The 4,341-nt window shown below is 52.1% G+C and carries 10 protein-coding genes; 2 read left to right on the top strand and 8 right to left on the bottom strand.

Features of this window, described 5'->3' with window-relative positions:
* A partial coding sequence (locus PHI12_13705) for a hypothetical protein (protein ID MDD5511848.1) occupies window positions 1-209 on the top strand: 209 nt, incomplete at its 5' end.
* Window positions 210-218: 9 nt separating this feature from the next.
* Window positions 219-425 (top strand): hypothetical protein, encoded by a 207-nt coding sequence (locus PHI12_13710; GenBank protein ID MDD5511849.1) that lies wholly within the window; start codon window positions 219-221, stop codon window positions 423-425.
* Window positions 426-534: 109 nt separating this feature from the next.
* Here PHI12_13710 and PHI12_13715 read toward each other — a convergent pair whose 3' ends face one another.
* From PHI12_13715 to PHI12_13750, 8 genes are read right to left on the bottom strand one after another with little or no spacing between them, the layout of a single operon-like run.
* The gene (locus PHI12_13715; GenBank protein MDD5511850.1) at window positions 535-798 is read right to left on the bottom strand and encodes a hypothetical protein; all 264 of its coding nucleotides are present in this window, start codon (window positions 796-798) and stop codon (window positions 535-537) included.
* On the bottom strand, window positions 795-1,841 hold the full coding sequence (locus PHI12_13720) for a DegT/DnrJ/EryC1/StrS family aminotransferase (GenBank protein MDD5511851.1): 1,047 nt from the start codon (window positions 1,839-1,841) through the stop codon (window positions 795-797). The genes PHI12_13715 and PHI12_13720 overlap by 4 nt, the downstream gene beginning before the upstream one ends.
* Entirely contained in the window at window positions 1,838-1,972 is a 135-nt protein-coding gene (locus PHI12_13725; protein ID MDD5511852.1) for a hypothetical protein, read from the bottom strand. Before PHI12_13725 ends, PHI12_13720 begins: the two co-directional genes overlap by 4 nt.
* A gap of 2 nt (window positions 1,973-1,974) precedes the next feature.
* A complete protein-coding gene (locus PHI12_13730) occupies window positions 1,975-2,430 on the bottom strand; it encodes a hypothetical protein (GenBank protein MDD5511853.1) in 456 nt (151 codons plus the stop codon).
* Window positions 2,427-2,660, bottom strand: a complete 234-nt coding sequence (locus PHI12_13735; GenBank protein ID MDD5511854.1) for a hypothetical protein — start codon at window positions 2,658-2,660, stop codon at window positions 2,427-2,429. Before PHI12_13735 ends, PHI12_13730 begins: the two co-directional genes overlap by 4 nt.
* Window positions 2,657-3,133 (bottom strand): hypothetical protein, encoded by a 477-nt coding sequence (locus tag PHI12_13740; GenBank protein MDD5511855.1) that lies wholly within the window; start codon window positions 3,131-3,133, stop codon window positions 2,657-2,659. The genes PHI12_13735 and PHI12_13740 overlap by 4 nt, the downstream gene beginning before the upstream one ends.
* A gap of 8 nt (window positions 3,134-3,141) precedes the next feature.
* Complete coding sequence (locus PHI12_13745) at window positions 3,142-3,360, bottom strand: hypothetical protein (protein ID MDD5511856.1); 219 nt, start codon at window positions 3,358-3,360, stop codon at window positions 3,142-3,144.
* On the bottom strand, window positions 3,357-4,211 hold the full coding sequence (locus tag PHI12_13750) for a UDP-N-acetylglucosamine 2-epimerase (GenBank protein MDD5511857.1): 855 nt from the start codon (window positions 4,209-4,211) through the stop codon (window positions 3,357-3,359). The genes PHI12_13745 and PHI12_13750 overlap by 4 nt, the downstream gene beginning before the upstream one ends.
* Window positions 4,212-4,341: the final 130 nt, after the last annotated feature.

A 4,341-nucleotide genomic window follows, 5' to 3' on the forward strand; every position in this document is an offset into this window, starting at 1 on the left:
GGGCCGAGGGAAGTGCTGATATGGCATACAAATACGTTCCCCTAGGTTCCCGCGGCAGGCGTAGGAAGACCAAGCTCAAAGGTCGCAAGTGCAAGACGTCCAAGGGCTTTAGCAACTGCATGTCCCGACAGCTCAAGGGCAAGAAGTGCCATGGAAGCTGCAAGCCGAAGTTCAAGAAGGCCGCACAGTATTGCAGAAAGCACTGCTGAGGTGATTGCATGTCAAACCCGAGTGGTATTGGATGTGAGTGCAAAAGACATGCCAAACATACCTACAAAGGTGAGACCATCGTCTTCGCCTATGACTGCGATTGCATCAAATACAGTAGCGGCTCAACAAACGGCAAAAAGATGAAAGGGAAACAGCATATGGTCAACATATCATTTCCCACCAAATCTCAGATAAAAATCAAGAAAGGCAGGTGAACCTCGTGAAGGTGCGCCTCAAGAAGTGCGCTCTCAAGTGCAAGTATGGCAAGAAAAAGGGCAAGTGCGGCTGCAAGAAGAAGCCTGGAAAGAAAAAGTAAACCCCTTCCTAACTTTTATTCATTTCGTCCTCGATGAGTTCATCGATTTGCCCTTCCCTGCACTTTCGGTACTTGCCACTGGAGTCCTTGATGACGCACGCCGGGACGTATTTGAACTTGAAGTCCTTGTCCAATTCCTTACCCAGCTCCGACTCGATGGGAATCTCCTTGATTTCTCCATCCTCCAATGGCCTCTTCAGCAGCTTCTTCACTTCAGCGCAACCTGAGCAACCCCGCTCGCTGACCAAACAAATCTGCTCCTCATCGCTCACGATTTCATCCTCTGCACAATATCGACCCCATCTTTTATAATGTCGACTATCTCCCCTCTCGGGCAGTTGAGCCAGGATGGCAGCACGATAATCCTGGAGGCGATGTCCTCGGTGATGGGGAGCTTGCCCGCCCAATCGTAGCCTGAGGTCTGGAGGTGCGTCGGCTTGTAGTAGGCCTTGACCTCCAGGCCCTGGGAGATAGCGTAGTCGTACAGGCCATCCCTCTGCTTCTTCGTGTCGACGAGCATGCCGATGACCTGGTGGTTGCTCTCCCCCTGTTGGAACTGGAAGCTGGGGAAGTGGGACTTATAATAATCATACGTCCCCTTCTTCCATTCCAGTATCTCAGGCAACTTCTTCAGGTTCTCCAACGCGATGATGGCGTGCGGTTCGGATAGCCGGGAGATGAGGTCCCGCGTCATGGTGTACGCCTTCCCAAACTTGGGGGAGTTTGTCAGTATGATTCCACCTTCACACCCAGTGATGAGCTTGGACGGCGATAAGGAGAGCACCGAGGCCATGCCGATGTGCCTGAACCTCTGCCCCAACGAATGCGCTCGGTCGTAGAATATGGGCACGGGGGACTGGGCGGCGAACTGAGTGCCGAACGTGTCGACCGCTAACGCGAACGCCGGTCCCTTGCCCATGGGATACTCTTTGACACACCATGAGTCGTAGTCGATGTCCATGTAGTACACCGGGCAGCCCTGGGCGTTGATGGCGGCGATGGTGGAGTTCCAGGTGAACGACGAGGTGAACCCGATGACCATCTGGTCCCTGGACTCCTTTATCCTCCGGTCCCTCTCTCCAAGCATGGCGACCTGCGCACCGGCCAAAGCGGCTATCAGGCCTTGCGAGCAGGACGAGCACGTAATGGCCATGTCCGCTCCACTAATCTTGGCCACCTTCTCTTCCAATTTCCTGTTGTACTCCCCGTTGGACAAGTGCCCGTTGAGCAGCACTTCCTTGATGGCACCTGAAGCAGCTTCTGCGGAAGCCTCACTCATAGCTGGATTTGCGAACGGTATCCTGAACTCGTTCATACCCTTCCCTCCTTCTTCCACCACTTCACGAAGTTGACGTAACCGTAGACCTTGGCATCTTTCGCGTTCTTGCAGGCCTGCTTGCGCAGCCTGCCCTTATGCTTAATCCTGTGTACCTGGCAGTATACCATGTTCATTCCTCGTGCATGTGCGTGAAGTCTATTCCACTTATCGTGCAATAGTTAGTTGGGTGAAAAGGCATCTCCCCTTCAGGCACTCCCCGTATCCTGACCTGGGTTTTCCCCTCAGGCGAAAGCTCTGCGATGACCGATTGCCCATCCTGCATAGTGACGGGGCCATGCATCCAATAATCTCCAGGCCTGAGGTTTACGGTACCGCCTGGACCCACGTATGCCAATGCTTCTCCTATGCCTGGGTCCTGTGGTCCGATTTCCATCGTTCTCGCCAACTCCACTTTTTTCCCACAGCGAGGGCAATATGTAATCTCTAGCGTTCCATATTCCCCGTCGCTCATATCGAGAAGTATCTTACCATCTCTCTCGAACACCATATGAGTACGGCCATAGTTTCCAGTTATTCTTCCGCTTTCCAACTCACCCATACCTTCACAGCATGTCTTTATTTTCAATCCACCACTCTCCTCTTGATGTAGTTGACGCATTTGGGTATATTATCGACCATCCTGATAGATATGCCGGAGATGCATATGCACTTGTTCAACCAATTGTTCTCACAGTCCTGTGCATCACAATCCCTGACGCCTACGGCAGAGTACATAAAATTGGGGGATAGATGCACAACAGGCAGCTCCATGCCCTTGACATGTGTAGCATCGTCATTCTCATAGTTCTCGTTCATGTGGGCACCACTTCCCTCTTCATCTCTCTCTTTATCCTGTGTCCGTCCGCATACCTAATCTCCCACGGCTCTAACTTGTCATCCGGTCCGAAGACGCTCTTTAAGGCCAGGACCGCCCCCTCGGGAACATGGGCACCGGGTAGGAGTATGGACTTGGAGCCGACGAAGGCATGAGGACCGATAGATATGTCCTCTGTTCTGATGCATCGCTCCTTATCCCTGCAAAAATCGGACATGTTGCCCCACGCCGTATCGGACGAGGTGAGCACCAAGACGTCATAGCCTAGCACAGAATAAGCGCCCATGGTCAATGAGCCTCTTCCCGCTACTATACAACGCGCATTGATGTGCGAGCCGATAGCCATTTTTAAAAGCGGGGTGAATATATATGCTCCGGTGCCGATGAACGATTGCTCGTGCCCCTCTATCTTGGTCCGAGGGGAGATGGTCACGCCGTCGTATATCTTGGTCATTTCATCCCTCAATCCTTTGGATATTCCTCCACAATGACAATCAGCATGATTTTGGAGCCTTCGGGGATTCCGGCGAACCACTCGTAGTCCCCCCTCTTGAGGTCGCGTCCATCGCGCAGAAAATGGCCATAGGGTTGATTGTCCTGAAGCTTACCCCTGAATATTCGGGCTCGTGAGCATTCGCTGCACCCATCTATGTAATCCACACTCATCTCCTCCTCCGTCAATCCAATTCCTCCTTCAGAACTTCAATGACTCTCTTTGATGCGCCGGGCTTGCACATGAAATCCGCAATGGGCTCACGGTGCTTGTTCCTGACCCCGACCTGATGATAAGGCACATTGAAGTATGCTGCCTCATAAAACATGCAACTCGAATTGCCAATGATGCTTTTCGCACCCTTCAAGTATCCTAAGAACTCAGGTCTCGGCATATTCTTGAATAGGTTTGCGTTATTCGCATATTCTTCCACGAGGTCCGAGTTCTCATCCCCATTGGGTGCAATCCACACCACATTCTCTTCATAACCTATCATTGAGACTAGCTTGTCCAACTCAGCTTTTACTTCCTTCCTTGAAAGCATGGAAGGCGGATTATAAAGCACGAGAACATAATCTCTAAACCGTGACTGAGGCATAGACTCCATGTTATCAAAATGGGTCGCGCCTACCAGCTCGATGCGCTTCTTCCATCCAATGCGCTGAGCCCACTTCTGGCTATCGGTCGTGCGCACGAACTGGTTGTAGTCGGCACAGAACAGATAGGTCGCATAGTTGGATATGACAAACCTATCGGCATCGTCATACGCACCGCCTGCAACGTCTCCTGCGAACAACTGTGCCACTGAAAAATCGTTATGATAGGCGGCATAGGCTACCTCTACCATCTCCGGCCTATCGAATGGGCAGAGGACCACATCTGGCTCAAGACAATGCATGTCCTCAGCATACCACTTACGGCCATTTACATCAGTGTAGTCCATGGCCCATACGTCCACACCCATCTCCTCGGCCACCTTAATGAACGGCTGGAGCGGACCGTATTCCGAGCGCGTGAAGAAGTAAGTCAGGAGCTTCATGGGTCCTCCTCCTCGTTCACCAGCTTGTCCTTACCCTTCCTCAGTGTCAGAGACATGGTCTCGTCATCTCCGCAGCGCTCATATATGAGCAGTATGGTGTACCCTGCATCATCTGCATCGTCCGCCAGCT

Source organism: Dehalococcoidales bacterium (assembly GCA_028716225.1).
Taxonomy (GTDB): domain Bacteria; phylum Chloroflexota; class Dehalococcoidia; order Dehalococcoidales; family UBA5760; genus UBA5760.